At 42.0% G+C, this 23,249-nt stretch carries 22 protein-coding genes; 12 read left to right on the forward strand and 10 right to left on the reverse strand.

Features of this window, described 5'->3' with window-relative positions:
• Nucleotides 1–45 precede the first annotated feature (45 nt).
• The 3 genes from E3D81_RS02865 to E3D81_RS02875 all read left to right on the forward strand — a co-directional run bounded on the left by E3D81_RS02865 (nucleotide 46) and on the right by E3D81_RS02875 (nucleotide 2,799).
• The gene (locus E3D81_RS02865) at nucleotides 46–585 is read left to right on the forward strand and encodes an azurin (RefSeq protein WP_099366979.1); all 540 of its coding nucleotides are present in this window, start codon (nucleotides 46–48) and stop codon (nucleotides 583–585) included.
• 161 nt (nucleotides 586–746) lie between these two features.
• Nucleotides 747–2,153 (forward strand): dihydrolipoyl dehydrogenase, encoded by a 1,407-nt coding sequence (gene lpdA, locus E3D81_RS02870; RefSeq protein WP_099366978.1) that lies wholly within the window; start codon nucleotides 747–749, stop codon nucleotides 2,151–2,153.
• A gap of 238 nt (nucleotides 2,154–2,391) precedes the next feature.
• Complete coding sequence (locus E3D81_RS02875) at nucleotides 2,392–2,799, forward strand: acyl-CoA thioesterase (RefSeq protein WP_099366977.1); 408 nt, start codon at nucleotides 2,392–2,394, stop codon at nucleotides 2,797–2,799.
• 6 nt (nucleotides 2,800–2,805) lie between these two features.
• Here E3D81_RS02875 and E3D81_RS02880 read toward each other — a convergent pair whose 3' ends face one another.
• A complete protein-coding gene (locus E3D81_RS02880) occupies nucleotides 2,806–3,102 on the reverse strand; it encodes a DUF3817 domain-containing protein (protein ID WP_099366976.1) in 297 nt (98 codons plus the stop codon).
• A gap of 147 nt (nucleotides 3,103–3,249) precedes the next feature.
• Here E3D81_RS02880 and lpdA (E3D81_RS02885) point away from each other — a divergent pair, with 147 nt between their 5' ends.
• From lpdA (E3D81_RS02885) to E3D81_RS02890, 3 genes are all read left to right on the forward strand, one after another.
• Complete coding sequence (lpdA, locus tag E3D81_RS02885) at nucleotides 3,250–4,638, forward strand: dihydrolipoyl dehydrogenase (protein ID WP_099366975.1); 1,389 nt, start codon at nucleotides 3,250–3,252, stop codon at nucleotides 4,636–4,638.
• Between the two features lie 246 nt (nucleotides 4,639–4,884).
• A complete protein-coding gene (locus E3D81_RS17170) occupies nucleotides 4,885–5,268 on the forward strand; it encodes a hypothetical protein (protein ID WP_099366974.1) in 384 nt (127 codons plus the stop codon).
• 480 nt (nucleotides 5,269–5,748) lie between these two features.
• Nucleotides 5,749–6,084 carry a hypothetical protein gene (locus E3D81_RS02890; protein ID WP_134776324.1) on the forward strand — a complete coding sequence of 112 codons (336 nt, stop codon included), beginning with the start codon at nucleotides 5,749–5,751 and terminating at the stop codon, nucleotides 6,082–6,084.
• Between the two features lie 221 nt (nucleotides 6,085–6,305).
• On the opposite strand, the gene E3D81_RS02895 is transcribed toward E3D81_RS02890, so the two are convergent.
• Nucleotides 6,306–7,349 carry a DUF2157 domain-containing protein gene (locus tag E3D81_RS02895; protein WP_134776325.1) on the reverse strand — a complete coding sequence of 348 codons (1,044 nt, stop codon included), beginning with the start codon at nucleotides 7,347–7,349 and terminating at the stop codon, nucleotides 6,306–6,308.
• Between the two features lie 65 nt (nucleotides 7,350–7,414).
• Here E3D81_RS02895 and uvrA point away from each other — a divergent pair, with 65 nt between their 5' ends.
• On the forward strand, nucleotides 7,415–10,252 hold the full coding sequence (gene uvrA, locus E3D81_RS02900) for an excinuclease ABC subunit UvrA (protein WP_134776326.1): 2,838 nt from the start codon (nucleotides 7,415–7,417) through the stop codon (nucleotides 10,250–10,252).
• 40 nt (nucleotides 10,253–10,292) lie between these two features.
• Here uvrA and E3D81_RS02905 read toward each other — a convergent pair whose 3' ends face one another.
• The 6 genes from E3D81_RS02905 to E3D81_RS02930 are packed head-to-tail and all read right to left on the reverse strand — an operon-like array spanning nucleotide 10,293 to nucleotide 16,458.
• Nucleotides 10,293–10,724, reverse strand: a complete 432-nt coding sequence (locus tag E3D81_RS02905; RefSeq protein ID WP_167554214.1) for an energy transducer TonB — start codon at nucleotides 10,722–10,724, stop codon at nucleotides 10,293–10,295.
• Between the two features lie 54 nt (nucleotides 10,725–10,778).
• Nucleotides 10,779–11,759, reverse strand: a complete 981-nt coding sequence (locus E3D81_RS02910) for a hypothetical protein (RefSeq protein ID WP_134776327.1) — start codon at nucleotides 11,757–11,759, stop codon at nucleotides 10,779–10,781.
• Nucleotides 11,760–11,789: 30 nt separating this feature from the next.
• On the reverse strand, nucleotides 11,790–12,440 hold the full coding sequence (locus tag E3D81_RS02915; RefSeq protein ID WP_134776328.1) for an alpha/beta fold hydrolase: 651 nt from the start codon (nucleotides 12,438–12,440) through the stop codon (nucleotides 11,790–11,792).
• Nucleotides 12,441–12,480: 40 nt separating this feature from the next.
• Nucleotides 12,481–14,595, reverse strand: a complete 2,115-nt coding sequence (locus E3D81_RS02920) for a type IA DNA topoisomerase (RefSeq protein WP_134776329.1) — start codon at nucleotides 14,593–14,595, stop codon at nucleotides 12,481–12,483.
• 57 nt (nucleotides 14,596–14,652) lie between these two features.
• Nucleotides 14,653–15,999 carry a deoxyguanosinetriphosphate triphosphohydrolase gene (locus E3D81_RS02925; protein WP_134776330.1) on the reverse strand — a complete coding sequence of 449 codons (1,347 nt, stop codon included), beginning with the start codon at nucleotides 15,997–15,999 and terminating at the stop codon, nucleotides 14,653–14,655.
• Between the two features lie 54 nt (nucleotides 16,000–16,053).
• Entirely contained in the window at nucleotides 16,054–16,458 is a 405-nt protein-coding gene (locus E3D81_RS02930; RefSeq protein WP_134776331.1) for a hypothetical protein, read from the reverse strand.
• Nucleotides 16,459–16,566: 108 nt separating this feature from the next.
• Between E3D81_RS02930 and E3D81_RS02935 the strand changes: the two genes are divergently transcribed.
• Complete coding sequence (locus tag E3D81_RS02935) at nucleotides 16,567–17,631, forward strand: aldose epimerase family protein (RefSeq protein ID WP_134776332.1); 1,065 nt, start codon at nucleotides 16,567–16,569, stop codon at nucleotides 17,629–17,631.
• Here the strand turns inward: E3D81_RS02935 and argH are convergent.
• Nucleotides 17,628–18,968 carry an argininosuccinate lyase gene (argH, locus tag E3D81_RS02940; RefSeq protein WP_134776333.1) on the reverse strand — a complete coding sequence of 447 codons (1,341 nt, stop codon included), beginning with the start codon at nucleotides 18,966–18,968 and terminating at the stop codon, nucleotides 17,628–17,630. The two genes, E3D81_RS02935 and argH, sit on opposite strands and share 4 nt — an antisense overlap.
• Before the next feature lie 801 nt (nucleotides 18,969–19,769).
• Here argH and rbfA point away from each other — a divergent pair.
• The 4 genes from rbfA to E3D81_RS02960 are packed head-to-tail and all read left to right on the forward strand — an operon-like array spanning nucleotide 19,770 to nucleotide 22,522.
• On the forward strand, nucleotides 19,770–20,144 hold the full coding sequence (rbfA, locus tag E3D81_RS02945) for a 30S ribosome-binding factor RbfA (protein ID WP_099367090.1): 375 nt from the start codon (nucleotides 19,770–19,772) through the stop codon (nucleotides 20,142–20,144).
• A 14-nt stretch (nucleotides 20,145–20,158) separates the two neighbouring features.
• The gene (gene aat / locus E3D81_RS02950; protein WP_134776334.1) at nucleotides 20,159–20,827 is read left to right on the forward strand and encodes a leucyl/phenylalanyl-tRNA--protein transferase; all 669 of its coding nucleotides are present in this window, start codon (nucleotides 20,159–20,161) and stop codon (nucleotides 20,825–20,827) included.
• A complete protein-coding gene (locus E3D81_RS02955) occupies nucleotides 20,805–21,881 on the forward strand; it encodes an aminotransferase class V-fold PLP-dependent enzyme (protein ID WP_134776335.1) in 1,077 nt (358 codons plus the stop codon). The genes aat and E3D81_RS02955 overlap by 23 nt, the downstream gene beginning before the upstream one ends.
• A complete protein-coding gene (locus tag E3D81_RS02960; protein WP_134776336.1) occupies nucleotides 21,878–22,522 on the forward strand; it encodes a hypothetical protein in 645 nt (214 codons plus the stop codon). Before E3D81_RS02955 ends, E3D81_RS02960 begins: the two co-directional genes overlap by 4 nt.
• A 154-nt stretch (nucleotides 22,523–22,676) precedes the next feature.
• Here E3D81_RS02960 and E3D81_RS02965 read toward each other — a convergent pair whose 3' ends face one another.
• Entirely contained in the window at nucleotides 22,677–23,102 is a 426-nt protein-coding gene (locus E3D81_RS02965; RefSeq protein ID WP_134776337.1) for a hypothetical protein, read from the reverse strand.
• Nucleotides 23,103–23,249 lie beyond the last annotated feature (147 nt).

Genomic DNA, 23,249 nt, shown 5'->3' on the forward strand with positions numbered 1-23,249 from the left:
TGAATTATTAATAGTAAATTCGTATAAAATATATAACAATTAGCTATGAAGAAATTATTTTTTGTTCCTGCTTTAGCGTTAGCGATGGGATTGGCATCATGTGCTGGGAACAGTGAGAAAAAAGAAGACAACACAGCTTCAACCGAAACCTCAACTACAACTGAAGCTACTCCTGCAGAAACTACCGTTCCTGGAATTGAAAATGTAACACTTTCCAACCAATGGACCGTAGAAGGTAATGACCAAATGCAATTCAATATCAATTTGATTCGTGTTAAAGCTGGTGAGCCAGTAGAATTGACGTTGAAAAATGTAGGTTCTCAACCAAAAGAGGCTATGGGCCATAACTTGGTGATCTTGAAACCAGGCGTAGATGTAACTACTTTCGGAGGCGAAGCTTCACAGGCTGCGGATAGTGAATATATCCCTAAATCTGCATTATCTTCCATCGTGGCACACACGAAATTATTAGGACCAGGCGAACAAGATAAAATCACCGTTACCCTTGAGAAAGGTGTATACGATTATATCTGTAGTTTCCCAGGTCACTTCGGTATCATGAAAGGTAAAATCGTAGCGGAATAATCGCAGAACCTTTTTTCAAAAAAAACAAGCAGAAGGGAGTCTTTGGTAAAAAGGCTCCCTTCTTGTATTCCATGCATACGTTTGAGCTTCAATTTATTAAAATTGCTTCGCTTAATAGACATTTAAATATTAAATTTGCAGGATAATCAAACACATATTCTATGCAATACGACGTAATCGTAATCGGTAGTGGTCCTGGTGGTTATGTTGCCGCTATCCGTTGTGCACAATTAGGCTTAAAAACAGCCGTAATTGAAAAATACAGCACTTTTGGTGGTACTTGTCTAAATGTTGGCTGTATTCCTTCGAAAGCCTTGTTAGACTCTTCAGAACATTATCACAATGCCGCTCATAATTTTGAACAACATGGTATCAGCTTGAGCAACCTGAAGTTGGATATCAAAAAAATGATCGATCGTAAGAACGATGTTATTGCTCAAAATACTGCAGGTATTACCTACCTATTCAAGAAAAACAAAATCGACAGCTTCCAAGGTGTGGGATCATTTGTTGACAAGAACACGATCAAAATCACGAAAGAAGATGGTTCAACCGAAGAAATAAAAGGAAAGAACATCATTATTGCTACAGGTTCTAAACCTACGGCATTACCTTTCCTACCAGTTGACAAGAAACGTATCATCACGTCTACAGAAGCCTTGAACCTTACCGAAGTTCCTAAAAACCTGATCGTGATCGGTGGTGGAGTAATCGGTTTGGAATTAGGTTCGGTATATGCCCGTTTAGGTTCAAAAGTAACTGTTGTGGAATATGCAAAATCGATCATCGCTACAATGGATGCTGGTTTAGGAAAAGAACTTCAACGTGTATTGAAGAAAAACCTAGGCATGGAATTCCTATTGGGACATAAAGTTTCTGGCGCTAGCGTTAAAGGTAAAAAAGTAACGGTTACTGCTGAAGATGCCAAAGGACAGAACGTAGTGATCGAAGGTGATTACTGTATCGTTGCGGTTGGTAGAACAGCTTACACGGCTGGTCTAGGATTGGAAAACATCGGCATCACTCCGGAAGAACGCGGAAACAAAATCCCGGTTAATGAGCATTTGGAAACTTCAGTGGAAGGTGTTTATGCGATCGGTGATGTGGTTAAAGGAGCTATGCTGGCTCATAAGGCAGAAGATGAAGGCATCTATGTGGCTGAACGCATCGTTGGTCAGAAACCACATATCGATTATAACCTGATCCCAGGTGTTGTTTACACATGGCCTGAGGTAGCATCTGTTGGTAAAACCGAAGAGCAATTAAAAGAAGAAGGTAAAAAATACAAAGCTGGAAGCTTCTCTTTCAAAGCTTCTGGACGTGCGAAAGCTTCTGGTGATACCGATGGTTTCATCAAAGTTTTGGCTGATGCGGATACTGATGAGGTATTAGGTGTTCACATGATCGGCCCTCGTGCGGCAGATATGATCGCTGAAGCAGTCGTAGCAATGGAGTACCGTGCATCTGCAGAAGATATCGGTAGAATCTGTCATGCTCACCCTACTTTTACAGAGGCCTTAAAAGAAGCCGCATTAGCAGCTACTTCCAACCGAGCAATCCACGCTTAATCCGCTAAGATTCAAAATTTATAACATTTATATTGCCCCCAAAGGTTATGCTTTTGGGGGCTTTTTTTACCTATTTGGTTCGGAGTGAAAGTAGATTGTAAGTGAGGTGTAAGTGAGGTGTAAGTGCCTTTATGCACTTAAATATTACTTTCAGTATGCTAAAACCGTACATTTATCTCGAATCAAGTGTTTAAGAAAGAATATGTATATTAACCTGTAAATTTAAGACCAGTCTAACATGAACTTTTATACCAGAAAGTGGGTCAAACCAGAAGACTTAAATCCTAATGGATCCTTATTTGGAGGGACTTTATTAAGATGGATCGATGAGGAGGCGGTGATCTACGCCATAGTACAATTGGGCAACCCCCATGTGGTCACGAAATATATTTCGGAGATCAATTTTGAGAGTGCTGCCAAACAGGGGGATATCATCGAATTGGGGATCGAAGCGACCAATTTCGGACGGACCTCCCTGACCATGCGCTGTGTGGTTAGAAATAAAATAAGTAGGATGACCATTCTTTCCATCGATAGGCTCGTATTTGTGAACCTGGATAAAGACGGCAATCCTACTCCGCATGGTAAAACAGAAATCACTTATGCCTATATGGGCATTGAAAGTGATGAAAAGAAAAGGGATTAGAAAATCTTAAGCAGCCTTCTGAACCGCAATTTCTTTTTTAAGATCCTTTTCTACCCAGAAGGAGATGATCGGAATCAAGCTCAGGACAAAATACTTCACGACGCGTGAAAATTTCCAATTGTAGGTCTGCCAACAGGCCAGCAATAGGATCACGAATAGGACCACTAGAAAACCGTGGATAGAACCTGCGACACGAACCGCTTCGGGGATTCCGGCAAAATACTTCAGGGGCATCGCAACAAAGAAAAGGATAATGGTAGAGATTGCTTCCCAAAGAGCAACCTGTTGAAAGATACGTAACATATAAATTTCTATTAGTCAGCGCAAAGAAAGGCAAAAGGAGATTCTAAACGAAATCCTAGGGAAAGGATTGACTGCGAAATGACATATAAATAAAAAAATGCGTACTTTTGAGAATTGTATTTGCAAACATAACGACAATTAATATTTATGAATTACGACATTATTGTTATTGGTAGTGGACCGGGCGGTTATGTAGCTGCCATCAGAGCCTCTCAATTGGGTTTCAAAACAGCCATTATCGAGCGTGACGCATTAGGTGGAATCTGTCTTAACTGGGGCTGTATTCCTACAAAAGCATTGTTAAAAAGTGCTCAGGTATTCGAATACTTGAACCATGCTGAAGAATATGGTATTAAAGTAAATGGCGGAGAAGCCGATTTCGGTGCCATCGTAAAAAGAAGTCGTGGTGTAGCAGACGGCATGAGCAAAGGGATCCAGTTCTTGATGAAAAAGAACAAGATCGATGTGATCATGGGTACTGCGAAAATTAAAAAAGGCGGAAAGATTGAAGTTAAGGCTGCGGATGGTTCTACCAAGGAATACACTGCAAAACATACGATCTTAGCCACAGGTGCTCGTTCTAGAGAGTTACCTAATCTTCCGCAGGATGGAAAGAAAATCATAGGTTACCGTCAAGCGATGAACCTTCCACAACAGCCAAAATCTATGGTGGTTGTAGGTTCGGGTGCTATCGGTGTTGAATTTGCCTATTTCTATAATGCGATCGGTACGAAAGTGACCATCGTGGAATTCATGGACCGAATTGTTCCTGTGGAAGATGAGGAAGTATCCAAACAATTGGAAAAATCCTTGAAAAAAGCGGGTATCAACATCCTAACCAAATCGGAAGTTCAGTCGGTAGATACCAAAGGTGATCTATGCAAAGTGAACATCAAATCGGATAAAGGTACGGAGGTTATCGAAGCAGAGATTGTTCTTTCTGCAGTTGGTATAACGCCAAATATTGAGAACCTAGGATTAGAGGAAGTTGGTGTTAAAACCGATAAAGGCCGTGTGGTAGTGGATGATTTCTACAAAACGAACATCGATGGTGTTTATGCGATCGGTGATATCGTTAAAGGTCAGGCATTGGCGCATGTGGCTTCTGCAGAAGGTATCACTTGTGTGGAGAAAATCAAAGGTATGCATGTAGATCCAATCGATTACAACAATATCCCTGGATGTACGTACTGTTCTCCAGAGATTGCTTCTGTAGGATTTACCGAAAAAGCAGCGAAAGAAGCTGGATATGATATTAAAGTAGGTAAATTCCCATTCTCTGCATCAGGTAAGGCTTCGGCAGCAGGTGCAAAAGATGGTTTTGTGAAAGTGATCTTTGATGCTAAATATGGTGAGTTCTTAGGAGCGCATTTGATCGGTGCCAATGTGACGGAAATGATCGCCGAAGTGGTTGTTGCGCGTAAATTGGAAAGTACAGGTCATGAGGTGTTGAAAGCAGTTCACCCTCACCCTACCATGAGTGAAGCAATCATGGAAGCCGTAGCGGATGCTTATGGCGAAGTGATACATTTGTAGTTTTTTTTAGATTATAGATGATAGATATTAGACATTAGATGTATGTCGGATAGCAGGGGCTGTCTAAAAAAGATGTCTTAAAGAAATAACCCCGTCATTAAAAAATGGCGGGGTTTTTTATGGCAAACATAAAATTCAAAGTGCTTCTATCCAATAGTCCGAGTCTTTGACTCAAACAAAAAACGCTGTAGCCAGTGGAATCGGAGAGGAATCTCGTAATTGATCCAAGACCAATTAGAACAAACTATGAAATGGAAATTTATTTTTGTAACCCTAGCAATCGTTGTCATCATTGTAAACTTACCAATAATCAACAAGAACATTTTATTGATGATAGATGGAAATGATCCTTTTAGATATTCTAATTCGAATGCATCCTTTACACGAGAGGAGTCATTTGAATTTAAGGATCCTTATTTGACTAACTGGTCAATAAATCGTTTCATAGAAGAAACAAATCCTTCCGATGCAGACAAACAAGTCTTTCGTCTTTATAAAATCAATCCGTTATGTTTTTGGAGATGGTCTTACTATATTTCTATTAGCAGGAATTATAAGTATAAATCTTGGGACGATATAGGACTAAATCGAGTTCCATACGACCCGGAGAATATGTGGCAGGATTTTTAAAAGAAGTTATTTAAAAAAATCCGTGTTTTAAAGGAGAGGAAATGAAAAGTCAATAGAGGTGTCTAAAAAGTCACCTTCTTTTTCTATTATTTGGGATGTTATTAAAAATAATTTTTTTTGTAAATTTTGGATAATAACATCTGTTATATTATCCATTCCTAATATTGCAAATATCCTTTTCCTATGAAACTTGATCGATACAACTATTATACGCCCCAGTGTTGATAACGGATATGTGCCTTCCACCAATCTAAATAATAATATGAATTTTGAAATTGCTTATAGTTATCTGAATATTTTAAACCTGAGTCCCAAACAAGGATTAAACCTGTACGAAAATAAGCAGTCAAATAGTCAAAAATACCATGATATTAACAACAATTTTCAGCATTTATGGGTGAACCTATATATTATGAACTACGTTCTTACAAGCATAAAAATCAAATTATTGACTATACCATAAATTTTAACAATTAAGTTATGATCAAAACAAAAACCTCCCTTTACCTTCTTTCTGTAAGCCTTTTACTTGTTGGATTTCTATCATCTTGTATTAGCACTAATCTGGCATATATGAAGAATCAAAATATGAACAAGCTCTCATTGGGCATGAACATTGAACAAGTTTCGGATCTATTAGGCAAAAAGTATGTTATTTCTAAAAAAGAAATTGTCAACCAAGACACGCTTGAAATAATATCATATAGAGGATTCCCAAATGATGAAGAAGTTTATTTATTTACGTTCAAAAATAATAAGTTAGAAAAATGGGAAAGAGAATTTATACCTAAATACAGAGTTATGGAACAAAAGTGATAACACTTTCTAGCTACAGTTTTTTTCATAACAAAATTGATGTAGCGTCAAATCCATTCATGGAACTTATCGTCCTTGCGAGGGGTATACGTCATTGCGAGGAACGAAGCAATCTTCACACATATCGAAAGATTGCTTCGTCGTGCCTCCTCGCAATGACGATGTTAATTGCAGACTATCTAATATCTATAATCTAAAATCTAACATCTAACATCTATAATCTAAAATCTCCCATCCTTCCAAACCTTCTCTGCCCAGCGGCCAACAAACCAGAAGGAAACAGCGATCAAGAGAAAGAAAATAGTACGGTTGATGTTATCCCAGAGGTATTCAACGAAACGGGTGTATAGGTTCAGGATGAAGAATACAAAACCGATATCCCTGGCAGCATGGTCTTTAGTTTTCATGCCATAGATGGCCAATGCGAGGGATAGACCGATTCCCAATAATCCCCAATAAAAGATCTGGAACTGTCGTACCTTCAACCATTGTTCATAATCGCTGAAGTTTCCGAAGATGGAAAGCAACCACAGGGCGATCATGGTATACAAAAGACCAACCACAAAAGAGGTGGATTGAAAGTAGACCAACTTCTTGATACGCGGTTGGATAAAATAGGCGAAGGCTGTCAACAATATTCCGAAAATGGTAAACCGCAGCGGGTAATTCATACCCCAGAATTTAAAGCCCCAATTACTATGATAGGCCGTTTCTGTGGCGAACCATATCCCTAAGGCCACCAAGGTAAACACCCAGATCAACTTGGAACTCAGTTTTACCGAAAGGACGGCATAAATAACAATGGATAACAGAAATAGAATCGTATAGTGGTTTTCAGTACGGTCAAGGATCTGCCCGAGGAAACCGATACTGGCGGCGGTGGAAAAAGATCCGGCCAACATCATGGTCTCATTGGAAAAAGTCTTATCGGGATATTTCTTTTTATTCCGGAAGCCCCAGAGGTAGAACATCACCGCCAAGGCAGCAAAAAACAGACAGAACACCACATTCGGGGTGTCGTAAAACTGCTGCACCAAGGTCTCCAGGTAATTATCGGAAAACATGGATACGACCGCCAGGATTAAGGACGCTAAAGCGATCCACATGGCATATCGCGCAAGTACGCCCCACTCAAAACCCTTATCATCCAAATTGCCTTTCAGCTCTGCCACTTTCTCTCCAGGCAGCAAGGCCTGATCTTCCCAATGTTTAAGCGCATCCTCAATGATTTCCCGCTCATTCCTACTTACGTCCAGCTTCTTCAAAATATCAAATTTGTTAATTAAAGGTAATAAAAATCAGTAACTTTGCATTTGCAAAAATTAGTTTGATGGCCCAACAAAAAACAATTGATCTTGGTGACCAAAGTGAGGTAGAAGTATTTGGAGCTCGAGTTCATAATCTGAAAAACATAGACGTATCTTTTCCTAGAAACCAACTGGTAGTCGTTACTGGCTTAAGCGGAAGTGGAAAATCTTCCCTGGCATTTGACACGATCTATGCCGAAGGTCAGCGCCGGTATATGGAGACCTTTTCGGCCTATAGCCGCCAATTCCTTGGTGGAATGGAACGCCCGGATGTTGACAAAATCTCGGGCCTGAGCCCCGTGATCTCCATCGAGCAGAAGACCACCTCCAAGAACCCGAGATCTACTGTTGGAACCATCACGGAAATCTACGATTTCCTGCGTCTGCTCTATGCCCGAATCGGGGAAGCTTTTTCCTACGTTTCCGGCAAGAAGATGGAACGCATGTCGGATGATGAGATCACCGATAGGATCCTAAAAGAATTTGAAGGCGAAGGGATCTATATCCTTGCCCCCGTGGTAAAAGGCCGTAAAGGACATTACCGCGAACTGTTCGAACAGATCCGCAAACAAGGCTATACCAAAGTGCGTGTGGACGGAGAGATATTGGATATCGCCCCTAAAATGCAGGTGGACCGCTATAAGATACACGATATCGAGATTGTGGTAGACCGTATATTGGTGGAGGTCAATTCCAGGAAAAGATTGTTCGACAGCATCGGACAAGCTTTAAAAACCGCAAAAGGGATTATCAAGATTGCCAATAAGGAAAACAAGGAACAGTTCTTCAGTAGGTATTTGATGGACGCCGAATCGGGCATCTCCTACGATGAACCCCAACCGAATACCTTTTCCTTCAATTCGCCCTATGGCGCATGCCCTCGTTGCGATGGTTTGGGCTACATCTATGAGATCGATAAGAAGATCGTTATTCCAGATCGCAGCCTGAGTATACAAAAAGGGGCAATTGTTCCATTGGGACCTTCCAAAGAGTCCTGGACGTTTGCCGTATTAAAGGCAGTAGCTAAAAAATATGACTTCTCCTTAACAACAGCCATCGAAAAATTACAGGAAGATACGATCGATATGCTTCTCTTCGGTACTGAAGAACCAGTAAACCTTACGGTTTCCTATGGTTCCTATGGCGCTAGGGAATATAACGTGCAGTTCCAGGGTATTTTCAAGATGCTGGAAGAAATGAGCGGGAAATACCAGGATGATAACCAATCCTTGGAGGAATTCAGAACCCAAGTGGTCTGTCCGGAATGCGAAGGCGCAAGATTAAAAAAGGAATCCCTGCATATCAAGGTAGATCAAAAGAATATTGCGGAACTGGCAGAAATGGATATTGTAGCGCTGTTCCATTGGTTCGATGGGATCGAAGAAAGACTTTCGGAACGCCAGAATATCATTGCAACAGAGATCATCAAAGAAATCAAGACCCGTATCGGGTTCCTATTGGATGTTGGTCTGAATTATTTGACCTTGAACCGCAGCTCGAAAACCCTTTCCGGCGGGGAAGCCCAACGTATCCGTTTGGCCACCCAGATTGGTTCCCAATTGGTGAATGTACTCTATATCCTGGATGAGCCAAGTATTGGTCTCCATCAGCGCGATAATGAACGTCTGATCAATGCCCTGAAAAACCTTCGGGATATCGGCAATTCCGTTCTCGTTGTGGAGCATGATAAGGATATGATCATGCATGCCGATTATGTGATCGACATGGGGCCAGCAGCCGGTGTATTCGGTGGTAAGGTAGTGGCACAAGGAACGCCTAAGGAATTGATGAAGGCGCATACCCTGACCACGGATTACCTGAACGGCACAAAACAGATTCATTATAACAAAGAAAAACGCGCAGGAAATGGCCATACGCTTTCATTAAAAGGCGCTAAAGGACATAACCTGAAGAATGTGAGCATCGATATCCCCTTGGGGAAATTGGTACTGGTAACGGGTGTATCTGGCTCTGGTAAATCCAGCCTCATCACCAATACCCTATATCCGATTCTGAACCATCATTTCTTTAGGGCAAAAGCAAAACCACTTCCCTACAGCAAGATCGAAGGCTTGGAACATGTGGATAAGGTGATCGAAATCGATCAATCGCCGATCGGAAGAACGCCTCGATCCAACCCTTCCACCTATACTGGTGTATTTTCAGATATAAGAGCTTTATATGTACAGCTTCCGGAAGCAAAAATCCGTGGGTATAAACCCGGCAGATTCTCCTTCAATGTAAAAGGTGGGCGTTGCGAAACCTGCCAAGGTGCCGGAATGAAGATCATCGAGATGAATTTCTTGCCGGATGTTCAGGTTCCTTGTGAAACCTGTAATGGAAAGCGCTATAATCGAGAAACCTTAGAGGTGAGGTATAGAGGAAAGTCGATTTCTGATGTACTGGATATGAGTATTGATGAAGCGGTAACCTTCTTTGAGAATATCCCTTCCATTTATCGGAAGATCAAGACCCTGCAGGATGTGGGCTTAGGCTATATTACACTAGGGCAATCCTCTACCACCCTTTCCGGTGGGGAGGCACAACGGGTAAAACTAGCGACCGAACTTTCGAAAAAAGATACTGGTAAAACTTTCTACATTTTGGATGAACCAACAACTGGATTACACTTTGAGGATGTCAATGTGTTGTTAGGGGTGATCAACAGGCTGGTGGACCGTGGAAATACCATGATGATCATTGAGCATAACATGGACATGATCAAAGCGGCCGACTGGGTGATCGATATGGGACCTGAAGGTGGTAAAGAAGGTGGAAAGGTATTATTCCAGGGAACTCCAGAAGACCTGATCAAACAGAAGAACAGTGAAACAGGAAGATTCCTGAAGCTGGAAATGTAAGGAATCAATTGGGTCTTAGGTAAAAAATGCTGTCCGAAGATTATAGATCATCGATCAATACGGCTGTAATATGTTGCCTAAACCGAGTTCTTACGGGTTTATCATTTTTCAAGGCAGGCTTCCATTTAGGTGATTTTTTCATCACCCGGAGGGTTTCATCCACAAAGGCGGGACTAAGTTTATCTTTATTGATGACATCCACATCGCAGACTGATCCATCCTCACAGACGGTAAATTCCATGATGGCCGTTTGTTTTGCTCCAAAATCGGCATATTGGGTACTATCCATCATTTCAATAGCATCCAGAAGATTGATGTTCTTGGTCAGGAACTGCTGCCAATTCCGCGAACCACCATTAAACTCCGGGATCCGATCCACATCCTTTACAATACTGGTATCCACTTTTGTCTGTTCTTGGGCAGTTGCAAAAGTAACGAGGAGAGCCAATATGGGGATAAAAAACAAGCGCATAATCATAGTATGATTATAAATATACAAAAAAACCAGCAATAAGCTGGTTTTGTTCTATTTAGGGAGTTGAATATCTTTCTTAAATCCACCGTTTTCATCGGTCAAAAAACTCATTGGCTGATCTGGATTTTTGATGATCTCAAACAGCGTGAATCCCCAAGGCTTCCAAAAGTTCTCCAAGACCTGTCCGTAGGTCTTCACCTGCCAATTATCAAAAATAGGCTTCATGGTCCAATCGTTCAAGGGCATCGGCTCTACAAAAACCTTATCAGGAACTTCCATATACGTATATTCCGGAAGGCGATTGAACAGATAGGCCGAATAGAAATACCGGGCACAGATTTCCTCGAACTGAATAGGATGCAAGGTTTCCCCTTTTATTTTTGCCAATGCTTCTTCATGATAGATAGCATGGGTGCCATTATCCTGTAGGGTAGCAATCAAACCAAAATCACCCATACGCAAGGAAAAGATCAAGGTATTGATCTCATCCCTATACATAAAGGTATTCTCCGGATTATCTACCGGAAACACTTCAATGGTAAAAGGGTTTTTATGTTCAAATTCCATGGGAACAATCAAGGACTGCAACATGGCATGCAGGTTCCGGAATTTTTGGACCAGCGCCTGGGAGAAGTTCATTTCTTCGCCCGAAAGTACGGCCTGTTTGATACCTGCCTGGATCTCATTGAACACAACGCCGTAAAGGATTTTTGAAATCCATTGGAACAATTCCAATTGGCTAAGGTCCTTCATGGCCTCATATCCGATCTCCGCAGCTTTTTGGACCTTATTTTCCAGTTGGGAAATGGTCTCTGCCACTTCTGCCGAGCAGGGCAGCTGCAATTGCTTATAGGTACGCATGCTCTCATCCAGCATCTTGAAGGGTTGGTCTTCCAATTGGAAAGCCTGCATCATCCAGACCGGAAAAACCTGGATCCGCTCATCAGCAGATGTAAGGGTTTTACCGGATAAAAAACAGGTATTCGGGTCAAATTTAAAATACAAGAATGGATTATACAGTTTTGTCGCCATAGGCAGCAAAGGTAAGGGAAATGATGTATACTAGTTCAAAAAATTCTTGATTGGGAAGGAAAGTTCGGTCGCTCTGTTCCAAACCATGAAATGCCCCCCTCCCTTTATCCGGATGCTGTAATCCACATGTTGAATGGGAAGAAGATGGTCCTTATCGCCATGTAGGTGTAAGCAGTTCACTGGCACCTGTTTATTCTCCCAATGAACGATCTTATCGATTGTCCATTTCAGGAATTCCGGATCCGTATCCTGAATGATCTCCTTGAAAAATTCCTGATCAGCTTCATCCTTGACACCAAATAGCCAAGTCAGCACTTTCATAGATGCTTTACTGCTTGGGGCTTCGGGCAAGAGTTTATGGAGGGAAAGCCATTTGGAAATACCCAATAGTTTGGGCAGTTCATCCTTTGTTTTGGCGGAAGAGATCAATACCGTTTTTTTGAAATCGTAATATTTTGCCAATTCAGAAACGCACATGCCGCCAAAGGAAAGTCCAAGAACGAGCGCTCCTTGTTTGGGGATCTGGTAATGGTCGGCCAAGCGAAATACATAACTTTCAAAAGCTTCGGAAGTTCGTGGCTTCAGCCAATCGACATAGACCACTTCAAATCCCGAAAGATCCAATTTGGCAAATACCCGACGGTCTGCCCCCAAACCAGAAAAGACATAGATTTTCTCCATATCCCTAAGGTAGTGAAAAGAGCTTGTATTATTTGGCTTACTAAGCGATATTTACTTTGAAGTTCTCGAACAGAAGAGCGGCGTCCTGAAGCTGTCCTTGTTGGTTTTTCACCCCTTTTAGCACCGATGTTTTTCCCTTTTCCAGGAGATTCTTCATTTCCTTTTCTTCCAAGAAAACACCGTTCAGCGTACGCCAGATCTTGAAATCACAACCTCGGGCATAATGATCGCATTGGGCGACTTTCTCAAACAGATGGATCTGGCCATTGGCACATTTAGGACATTTGATCTTCCCTTTCTGCAATGGTTTCAGTTCTTCATGGGCAATGGCAATGCGCAGCTGCAATAATTCCTTGGTGATCTTCTCCGTGTAGTCCTTGATATGTTTCATGAACACCTCATAACTTACCTTATTCGCGCGCATTTCCTCCAATTTCTGTTCCCATTTTCCGGTCAGGGTTACTTTAGCAATAGAGCGATCCTTAACCAATTGGTAAACCGCCAATCCCTTTTCGGTGGGGATCAGTTTCTTTTTGTCCCTTTTGATGTAGTCCCGTTGGAACAGGGTTTCAATGGTAGCTGCGCGGGTAGCAGGAGTACCCAATCCACAATCCTTCATTGCCTGACGCATTTCCTCATCCTCGATCTCCTTTCCAGAGGTTTCCATTGCCTTTAGCAGGGAAGCTTCCGTATGTATGGGCTTAGCCTTGGTAAAGCGTTCGGAAAGATCGATCTGTAATACTTCTAGGATTTCTGCCGGTGAAAGTTTGGGCAAAGCCGCATTTTCATTATCCTGATCATCGTTATTTTTATCTTCTTCGGGGATTTCGACCTGATCGGCAGACAAGCGCCAGCCGTACTGTCGGATCACGGTACCTTTAGCGATCAATTCGATGCCGGCCGCATCAATGTTTACCGTGGTGATATCCTTGATACAAACCTCAGAAAAACTCTCCACCATCCGCTTAGCGATCATGTTGTAGATATTTTGCTGATCCATTGGCATAGGAGCAGGTTTTTCATCCGTAACGAGCAGGGCATGGTGGTCGGTGACTTTCTTATCATCTACCGATCGTTTATTCAGCTTAGCTCCTATCAGGTTTTTACTGGTCACAGCAATGCTTTCTGTCGCCGTATCGGCCAAGTGTTGAAATAATTCTTCGATCTTTTCAAACACATCCTCGCCAATATAGCGGGATCCGGTACGCGGATAGGTGATGATCTTTTTTTCGTATAGTGTTTGGGCGATACTGAGCGTCTGATCGGCTGAATAACCATATTTTTTATTCGCATCCTGCTGAAGGGAGGTAAGATCGAACAATAAGGGCGGTTGCTCCTTCGTTTCCTTCGCCTCTACATGCGTTACTTGGGCATCCATGCCTACATGTAGCTTGGCTACGCTGGCCTCGGCATCTTCCTTCTTATCGATTTTTTGGCTCGTAGCTTTGAAGGAGATTCCATCCTTTTCAAAACCTGCCTGGATCTTGTAGAATGCGGTTGATTTAAAGTCCTTATTCTCCAGGTATCTGGCACAGATCATCGCTAGGGTCGGTGTTTGCACCCGCCCTAAGGATAATAGGCCTTTATTTCCTGCAGCCAAAGTAAGGGCTTGGGTGGCATTGATACCGATAAGCCAATCGGATTCTGAACGAGAACGGGCAGATTGGTAAAGGCTATCGTATTCGGAACCATCCTTCAGGTTGGCAAAACCTTCCTTAATGGCCTTATCGGTCTGGGAAGAGATCCAGAGACGTTTGAATGGGATATTTGATTGGAGGTAATAGTAGATGTTCCGGAAGATCAGCTCCCCTTCCCTCCCCGCATCCGTCGCCACGATGATTTCTTCGGCTTGGTCGATCAGCCATTTGATGGTGTTCAACTGTTTCAAGGCTCCGGCATCATCCACCTGTTTCCCATCCTTACGGACCTTCTTCACTTCTAAGGCAAAGTTTTCCGGAATAATAGGCAGATTGGATACCGACCAATTGTGAAAACCATAGGCTTGCGGGGTACATAATTGAACCAAATGCCCAAATGCATAGGTAAAGGCATATCCATTTCCACTGATATATCCATCCTTGATTTCCTTTGCACCCATAACCCGGGCCAAATCCCTCGCCACAGAGGGTTTCTCTGCTATCACAACGGTACGCATCTTTATCTTCTAATTAATAAAGTAATCTGTCTAAATACTATCTACTAAATACTCAAATTAATCCAGCGAGGCAATCGATATCCCCTTGATCTTCCTGTAAAGATCTACCGCATACACATCGGTCATCCCGGAAACAAAATCCAATACGGATCGGATTTTTGAATAGGTATCCTCCTCTTTACTATGGAATTGGGAAGGGATCATGGCGACCAATTTTTTATCGAACAAGGATTTGTTCGATTTCAGATAGGCCGGCACAAATTCCTCTAAGAGCGCATTCATCACCTTGAAACCGGCAATTTCGATCTGCACCACAGTTGCCGCATTGTATATTTTCTTAACAGAGATCTGAGAGATCATTTTCATATGGGCGACGATATCGTCATCCAATGCATCCATGAGCGGTTTTTGGAAGGTTCCAGCCAAGAATTGGTCCTGGTTGTCCACAAATACTTCCGCGCAGGCATTGATCAAGGTATTGATGGCTTTGGCCCGCAATAGTGCTACCCTACTGGATGGATCTTCCAGATCTGCCAAACGGGACTTTAGGTTTTCACCCCCACATAAAGGCAACAATAAGGCTTCTACCTCTTCGTAACTCAATATCTTCAGGTGATGGGCATCTTCCAGATCGATGATATTGTAACAGATATCATCGGCGGCTTCTACTAGATAGACCAAGGGATGCCTCAAGTATCCTTGAGGATTCGCTGGATCTTTTTCCAGTCCCAACTCTTGGGCAATCTTTTCAAAGGTTTCTTTTTCCGCATCGAAATATCCGTATTTTTTACGGTGATGGGAACCTTTGATATGGCCATCAATGGCAGCACAAGGATATTTTACGATAGCCGCAAGGCTGGTATAGGTCAATGCAAAACCTTTCGGATCTTTTCCATTAAATGGATGCGTCAGGATGCGCAAGGCATTGGCATTCCCTTCAAAATGGGTGATATCTGCCCATTGTTCTTTCGTTAGCATCTCCTGGTATTTCTGCCCTTTACCATCGGTAAAAAAGGAAGAAATAGCGGCTTCGCCGGAATGTCCGAATGCAGGATTTCCCAGATCATGGGATAGACAGGCTGCAGAAACAATATTGCCGACCTCCTGAAGGTAAGGCGCTTCTTCATCAATGTTAGGGTTGTTCTTTTTCAGCAGGTTATAGAACAAGCGTCCCAATGACCTACCAACCGAGGCAACCTCCAAACTATGGGTCAACCTGTTGTGGACAAACACTGCGCCTGGCAATGGAAATACCTGTGTTTTATTTTGTAAACGTCTAAAAGGAGAGGAAAAAATCAAACGGTCGTAATCCCGTTGAAATTCCGATCGTGCATCAAATTGTTCGCTTGGCACCCGATCTTCATATCCCCACCTCTTTGCTGATATCAATTGTTTCCAGTTCATCTCTAATCTAGGATTTTGGATTGCAAATATACGTTTTTAAAAGGGGAGCTTGGCCTAAAAGTTGGATTTTCGGCGGAAGAGACCCATCAGCAGATTAATCGGATAGATGAGCTGCATCCAGAGGAGGATCGCCATCGAACCGGTAAATAATTCGGATATTTTATCCATGGCATACCGCTGGAGAAAGGAGTAGCTGATGATGTTGATGGACAGGAACGTAAAACAGATAAAATGCATATATCCCCAACGGGAAGATTGCAGGAATTTAAAGGTAAAAAGGTAAAGCAAGGCAAATACCAGGGCGGTAAGGGCTAAAACCCAAACAATATTTCGTTCGGGAAAAACATATTGATCGCCTTGAAAGGGAATACGGGCGATGGCGTCGGCAGGTACCACCAGCATGGAAAAGAGAAACAATAGGAAACTGAGCAGAAAGAATAAGGCGTATAGTTTGTTCATATACTTGATTTTTACCAATTTACAAAAATCAGAAGAAATATTAAAGCCTTTTCTCGTTGCTAAGGCGTTGCATATTTGCTATCTTTAGAAACAATAACCGATAATAGCATGACGACTTACCCGCTACCCTTAGCAAAGGATTTTGAAGATAAAATAAACAATAAGAACACCCACCTGATCACGTTGAGAAACCGGGCAGGGATGCAGATTGCCCTAACGGATTATGGTGCCCGATTGGTGAGTGCGTTGGTACCGGATAAGTATGGCAATCTGATCGATGTGGTTTTAGGTTTTGACAGTATCAATGGTTATATGAATGCCCAGGAACAATACCATGGGGCTACGATCGGTCGGTTCTGCAACCGTATTGCATCAGGTAAGTTCTGTATTGATGATCAGGAATTCACCCTCTCGCTGAACAATGGTCCGAACAGTCTACATGGCGGAAAGGAAGGTTTTCATACCAAAGTGTGGGACAGGCAGGTCAGTTTTAAGAAATTGGTGGATTTCTATTATGTCTCTGCCGATGGTGAGGAAGGCTTTCCCGGAGAACTGAAGACTTCGGTATCCTATGAGCTGAGCAATGAGAATGAGATCATCATCAAGTTTCGAGCGACCACAAATGCCACCACCATCATCAATTTGACCAACCATGCCTATTTCAACCTGAATGGCGAAGGTAATGGCGATGTGTTGAACCATATCGTTCAAATAAATTCGGATGAATTTGTTCCGATCAACGATCAACAGATCCCAGAAGGTGGTGTTATGCCGGTGGAAGGTACTGCCTTTGATTTTAGGGAGCCAAAGAGCATCGCACAGGATTTTGAAGCCAAAGAGGAACAATTGATAAATGGGACAGGTTATGACCATTGCTTTGTGAACAAACAACCGTTAAGCCAAGCAGTAGCGCATGCCTATTCGAAGGACAGTGGAATTTGTATGGAGGTATTTACGTCGGAGCCAGGCCTGCAATTCTATACCGGAAATTTCCTGGCAGATGACCTAGGAAAATCAGGACATAAATATTTGAGGTATGGGGGCTTTTGTTTTGAGGCCCAGCATTATCCGGACAGTCCTAACCAAAAAGGTTTCCCGACAGTGCTTTTAAAACCTGGGGAAGTGTTTCAGAGTGAGATTCGATATAAATTCAGCATAAAAAAGGAGGCTTAAGCCTCCTTTCTCAATAATTCGTTCAACGCTTTCTCCACCTTTTCGAATCCGAACTCAGCCTTGACCTGCTGGAACATCCGTTCGATCTGATCGTTGCAAAGGTTTCCTATACTTCCTTCATGGGTATGGTTTACTTCTTTCGCGGGTTGGAATTTCCCTTCTTCAATCGCTAATCCTATGTTTTTATAGGCTTCCCGGAACGAGATACCATTTAGTACCTCATTGTTGACAACCTCTACCGAGAACAAGTAATCGTATTTAGGGTCATCTAGGATATTATCTTTAATACTGATATTCTCCAACATGTATTTCGCAATAGCCAAACAGTCATTAAGGGATTGGAATGCTGGAAACAGGTTTTCTTTCAGCAATTGTAGATCACGGTGATAACCTACCGGAAGATTGCTGGTCATCATGGCAATTTCGTTTGGTAATGCCTGGATCTTATTGCATCTGGAACGGATCAATTCAAATACATCGGGATTCTTTTTATGCGGCATGATGCTGGATCCGGTCGTCAAATGGGCCGGAAAAGAAATGAAACCGAAGTTCTGGTTGATGAACAAGGTGACATCCATGGCAAACTTAGCCAATGTCGCTGCAATGGAACTCATCGCTTGGGCAAGGATCCTTTCGGTCTTGCCTCTTCCCATCTGCGCATAAACCACATTGTAGTTGAGATCTTCAAATCCCAATAAGTTGGTGGTCATGGTACGGTTCAATGGAAAAGAAGACCCATAACCTGCTGCAGAACCCAATGGATTCTTATTACAGATATGCCAAGCTGCTTTTAACAAATGAAGGTCATCCACCAAACTTTCCGCATAAGCGCCGAACCATAATCCAAAGGAAGAAGGCATGGCGATTTGTAAGTGGGTATAACCTGGCATCAATACCTGCTTATGCTGATTGCTCAGTTGGATAAGCTGCTGGAAAAGTGCTTCGGTATTTTTAAAGATGGATTCGATCTCTGATCGGAAATATAATTTCAGATCCACCAATACCTGATCATTTCTTGACCTCCCGGAATGGATTTTCTTGCCGGCTTCTCCAATCCGTTGGGTAAGCATCATTTCTACTTGGGAATGCACATCCTCGACCGAATCTTCGATCTGGAATTTGCCATCCAGAATTTCTTGGTAGATATTTTTAAGTTCTTTTTGGACCAGGGTTAGGTCCTCATCTGTCATCAGATTGATGCTGTTGAGCATTCGGGTATGCGCAAGGGAACCCAATACATCTGCACCTGCTAGGTGCATATCCATTTCACGGTCCTGCCCTACGGTAAATGACTCGACAAACGAATCAACATCTATATTTTTTTGCCAAATTTTCATGTGTGCGGTATCTCGAACAAAAGTACCAATATCTGTAGAATTTACAATATGGAATCAAAATCTGTTGAATTGTTGGGGGATTGGGGATGGGGTTTATTCAATTCTTTACAGAAGCTTCATGTTTTTTTAAATTTTTGTTGACAATTATTTCATAATTGGATTTTAGGCTGGAAATTTTAACAATTTTTAACAGCTTTTCCGTTTTAGCAAGGTTTTTATCCAAATTTGGGGCGGTGGTTGGGTTGTAATTGGCTTGGATTTTAGCCTGTCTGAAAAAAGCAATCTTGGAGTAATAAGGAAAATACAGCCAAATTAATTAAGTAACTACTTACTTTTTTTTAAAAAACAATTTGCAGTAAAGTCTTTAAAGACCTATGTTTGTGATGTAAAGGGAGATGAAAAGAAATAAAAAGTGAGTTTACACTCACACTAATAACCACCCAAAGAAACTAAAAAATGATAGACCTGAATGTCTTAAAACTTTGAAAGAAATTATTCTATCCAATTATAAACTAATTTTGATTAAAGACTTGTCACCATGCCCACGACAAGTCTTTTTTTATTGGGATTTTTTTTGAAAATTGTTATTGCGTAATTCGTCATTGCGCTAATCGTCATTGGGAGGAGGCCTTTTTTTGGCGTCATTGCGAGGAGGTACGACGAAGCAATCTTTCGATTAGTGTAAAGATTGCTTCGTTCCTCGCAATGACGGGTAAAGTTCCTCGCAATGACGGCCAAAAATCTTATATTTGTAAAACGGACACACATTCGTCCGTGAACAACAGTTAAAAACAGATAAACATGGCAACGGAAAGTAAAAGACAACAACGATTTGCAGGAGTGATCCAACAGGATTTAGCGGAGATGTTTCAGCGTGAGGGTAATGCATGGGCTCCAGGTGCTTTTATTACTGTGACCAAAGTTCGGGTTACACCCGACTTGGCCATCGCACGCGTTTACCTTAGTTTCTTAAAAACATCCACCGCAAAAGCAGATCTGGAAAACATCAAAAGCAAATCCAACGAGATTCGCTATAAATTAGGTGCAAGGATTAAAAACCAGGCACGCATTGTTCCACAATTGGAGTTCTTCCTGGATGACACCAACGAATATGTGGAGCACATGGATAAATTGTTTGACGAGATCAGCAAAGAACCTCGCCAACCAGAAGAATAGTACTTCTTAAAGGCATGATCTACAGATTGGATGAAAAACAAATCAGTTTTCCTCACCCTTCATTAGCAGACGAAGATGGATTATTGGCCGTTGGCGGCGATTTAAGCATCGATCGGTTATTGTTGGCTTATGAATATGGAATTTTCCCATGGTATGATGAGGACACCCCCATATTATGGTATGCGCCTTTTGAAAGATTTGTGCTCTATCCTGAAAAGATAAAAATCTCAAAAAGCCTTCAGAAAACAGTAAGATCCGGCAAATTCCGAATCACAGTAGATACAGCTTTTGCAGAGGTAATTCAAGCCTGTGCAACGGTGGATCGAAAAGATCAACAGGGCACTTGGATCGTTGATGACATGCAACAAGCCTATATTAATCTGCACAAGGCCGGATATGCACATAGTATAGAGGTTTGGCAGGATAATAAGTTGGTTGGGGGATTATATGGTGTTCAGGTAGGCCGGGTTTTCTGTGGAGAAAGTATGTTCTCCAGAGTTTCCGATGCTTCCAAAGTCGCCTTGGTCCATCTTGCACAAGATTTTGGTTTGTCGATGATCGATTGCCAGGTACCATCGCAACATCTGCAAAGAATGGGGGCAGAATTAATCAGCCAAGAGAAATATTTGCTAGATTTAGCTCATCAAGATATAAAGCCCTATGGATTTCAAAGAACACTTTAACCTCTCTGAGCAGATTTTATATGTCAATACACCCGGAAACGGATTGATTCCTAAGGAAACACTTGCGTGGCGAAGAAATTGGGATGAAACGTTTTTTGATATCCATACAGACCTACGGGATAAGCAGGCGGATTTCCTTTCGGAAGTAAAAGCCAGCATATCTACCTTATTCAATACGAATAGCGAAAACACCTTCCTAACGCCGAATTTTTCCTTTGGTTATAACACCCTGATAGAACGCTTGCCCACTGATTTTGAATTTTTGGTTTTAGCGGATGAATACCCCTCCCTGCAATATCCCTTGATCAATAGGAGATTAAGCTTTCAGGAAGTTCCGGTCAGCATAAATGTGGAGGAAAGGATTCTGGAGGCTATCGAAACGCAGCGGCCTAATGTTTTTGTCTTTAGTGTGGTTCAGTATATTTCGGGATTAAAAATTGATCTGGGTTTTATTAAGCAACTCAAGAAGACCTTTCCGGAGATGTGGATCATCGCCGATGCTACGCAATACTTGGGCACGGAGCCTTTCGATTTTAAAGCTTCGGGGATAGATGCGCTAGCCTGTTCGGGTTATAAATGGTTGTTGTCGGGTTTTGGTAATGGCTTTATTACGCTGAGTGATGGATTAGCTGATTTTCTAAATGGGATGCTGAAGGATATTCCACGACCGAAGGCTGCCATGTGGCATACCAAATCCTTGTTAGGAACGTTCTTTGAACCGGGACACCAGGATACGTTGGCACATGGGACCTTGCAGCATTCGCTAAAGTTTTTGGAAAGAATGGATTTGAGGGAAGTTGGCGCACATTTGGAAGAAGTGCGGAATGAGGCTTATGAGTTGTTGGATGAAAGGGGATTTTTGTTGGATATCTGCAAAAGAGCGAACAGATCTTCCTTGATCAATATACAGATCGACCCGACCTTATATCCAAATTTATTACAGAGTGGAGTTAAATGTTTCCCGCGAGGAACAGGAATACGAATAGGATTGCATCTATATAATGACAAGGAAGATGTACATCGATTGATAGAAATAATAGAAAGTTTACGATGAATTATAAAATAGGCGATTTAGTACGATTTGTAGAAGAGCCCATAGAAGGACATATCACCTCTTTTTTAGGGAATGAGATGGTGGGAGTAACGGATGATACAGGATTTGAGATTCCGGTATTGCTGAATAAGATTACTTTGGTGCATGGAAATATGCGGATGGCCGAGGATGATGAACCTGTTCAGGTGAATCTGAATGCTAAATTTATTGACAAAGGGATTTATTTGGCGCTTACTGGTGAGCAGAAGGATGGATTGGTGAAGTTTTTCTTGGTCAATGAGACTTCTTTTGAGCTGTTGGTAGCGGTGGAGGAGGTTTCGGGAAATAAACGAACTGGGATTTTTGCGAATATTATTCCTGCAAGGGAGTATAATCAGATTTATACGGGTAATTTTTCGGCGATCAATAAATGGCCGACGATGGAATTTCAGATTGTGCGGACTTCTCGGAGAAGCCATGAGGGAAAATCGGCAATTGAGAAAACAGTGAAGGTGAAACCGTTGGATTTGATTAATTCGAAGGAGCAGTCGGAGGTTTTGCCGGAAAAGGCTTGGTTATTTGAGTTGGATAAGGTGGAGGAGAATATTGGATTGGATAAGTTGAAGGATCATTTTATTTCGCATAGGCCAGGGAGGAGATAAGGTGGGGGGAATGTGGTGTTGGGTAGAGTCATGGCCTGCTGAGCGTAGTCATGTCATGCTGAGCGTAGTCGAAGCATCTTTACGGTGGTATACGAACAGATCCTTCGACTCCGCTCAGGATGACATGGAGGCTACACTCAGGATGACAAAATCATTAATCTTCTTGCTCTGCGATTGGGTTTCCTTTTCCTACCGATCCTTTTCCTACGGAAAAAACAATAATCAACGCGCCTACGATTATCACCGCCCAGCCCCATTTCATATGCAATGTCTTCACCAAAATATTATCAATAAACTTCCAACCAAAATAATTATGAATCTGGAAATAAACCAAGCCCATTGCCAATACCAACCAGCCCACTAACACCAAACCCACTATCCGAAATGCTCGTAACTTCCGGATAAAAAACAACAGCACAGCCAATCCCAACAACCCATTAGTGATCATATACAGCCCCATATCCACCTGAAATAAGTTCCAGTTCGCCTGTAAGGGTGTTTTCAAGAAAGGACAGAAAATTGCGGATAAAAACACAACAATAAATCCGATAATAGCCATTGGTTTGTTTAAGCGATTCATATCTTTATTTTTTGTCAAATATGAGAAAACCTTATGAATATTATCACTCATCCCGATTTTTTCTCCTTAAAACCCCTACAATAATGGTGACTTTTCCCCGTTATAAATTATGATTGTCATCACAATTATTTTCCAAATACTTCTATA

Origin of the sequence: Sphingobacterium sp. CZ-2 (genome assembly GCF_004526235.1) — a bacterium.
Taxonomy (GTDB): Bacteria; Bacteroidota; Bacteroidia; order Sphingobacteriales; family Sphingobacteriaceae; genus Sphingobacterium; species Sphingobacterium tenebrionis.